General features: G+C 73.2%; 1 protein-coding gene. It reads right to left on the minus strand.

What is annotated here, in order from left to right:
• Positions 1–101: 101 nt before the first annotated feature.
• Positions 102–1,061: an ACP S-malonyltransferase gene (gene fabD, locus ROTAS13_RS24640; RefSeq protein WP_019461618.1), complete on the minus strand. Its 960-nt coding sequence runs from the start codon at positions 1,059–1,061 to the stop codon at positions 102–104.
• Positions 1,062–1,253 lie beyond the last annotated feature (192 nt).

Genomic DNA, 1,253 nt, shown 5'->3' on the forward strand with positions numbered 1-1,253 from the left:
GGGACGCCTCGTCGGGCGCCGCCATGGCGATGCCGGAACGATGCCGTGCCGGCTCTGTAGCGCCTGGGGCCGGCCGAGGCGAGACGCGCCGGGAAAGGCGCTCAGAGCGCCTTCAGCACCGCCTCGATCTCCGCAGGCGTGCCGCAGGCCATGGCCGCGGCCTCCGGCGCGTTGCGCTTCATCAGCCCGGTCAGCACCTTGCCGGCACCGATCTCGACGAAGCGGTCGCAGCCCATCTCCACCATCGCCGCCACGCTCTCGCGCCAGCGCACCGATCCGGTGACCTGCCGCACCAGCAGGTCGCGGATCTGCGCCGGGTCGGTGACCTTGGCGGCGGTCACGTTGGCCACCAGCGGCACGGCGGGGGCCTGCACGGCGGCGCCTTCCAGCGCCTCGCCCATGGCCTCCGCGGCCGGCGCCATCAGGGAGCAGTGGAAGGGCGCGGAAACCGGCAGCAGCATGGCGCGCCTGATCCCCTCGGCCTTGGCGATCTCGATGGCGCGCTCGATGGCGCCCTTGTGGCCGGAGATCACCACCTGGCCGCCGCCATTGTCGTTGGCCATCTCGGCCACCTCGCGCCGGCCCGTCTCCGGATCGACGGCCGCGCGCTCGCAGATGGCGCGGGCCTGCTCCGCCTCGGCGCCCAGCAGGGCGGCCATGGCGCCGATCCCGGCCGGCACCGCCTTCTGCATCGCCTCGCCGCGCAGGCGCAGCAGCCGGCCGGCGGTCGGCACGTCGAAGCTGCCGGCGGCAGCGAGCGCGCTGTACTCGCCCAGCGAATGCCCCGCCACCAGCGCCGCCTTGTCGCGCAGCACGAAGCCGCCCTCGCTCTCCAGCACCCGCAGGGCGGCCAGCGAGACGGCCATCAGCGCCGGCTGGGCATTGGCGGTCAGCGTCAGCTCCTCGATCGGCCCCTCGAACATCAGGCGCGACAGATTCTGCTTCAGCGTCTCGTCCACCGCCTCGAAGACTTCGCGCGCCGGCGCGAAGGCGGCGGCCAGTTCGCGGCCCATGCCGACGGCCTGGCTGCCCTGTCCCGGAAACACGAAGGCGAGGGCCATGGTTCACGCACCTGTGGTGTGAAGGGTGATCAGGAAGGGGAGGCGGGTAGCGGCCCCATCCTCCCCCTGTCAACAGCGGGGCCGGCCGCCGGCCGCCGCCTTTCACCGGAGGCATGGCCATGCGGCGCCGCACAAGGCGGCCCCGCGGCCTGTCTCTTGATCACATCTACGCACAGCTCCACCGTAAGGCGA

Source organism: Roseomonas sp. TAS13, assembly GCF_001950415.1.
In the GTDB taxonomy this organism is placed as follows: Bacteria; Pseudomonadota; Alphaproteobacteria; order Acetobacterales; family Acetobacteraceae; genus Roseomonas; species Roseomonas mucosa.

What these genes read in the sequence shown, in the direction of transcription:
- fabD (WP_019461618.1), bottom strand. Translation starts at nt 1,061, where the DNA reads ATGGCCCTCGCCTTCGTGTTTCCGGGACAGGGCAGCCAGGCCGTCGGC.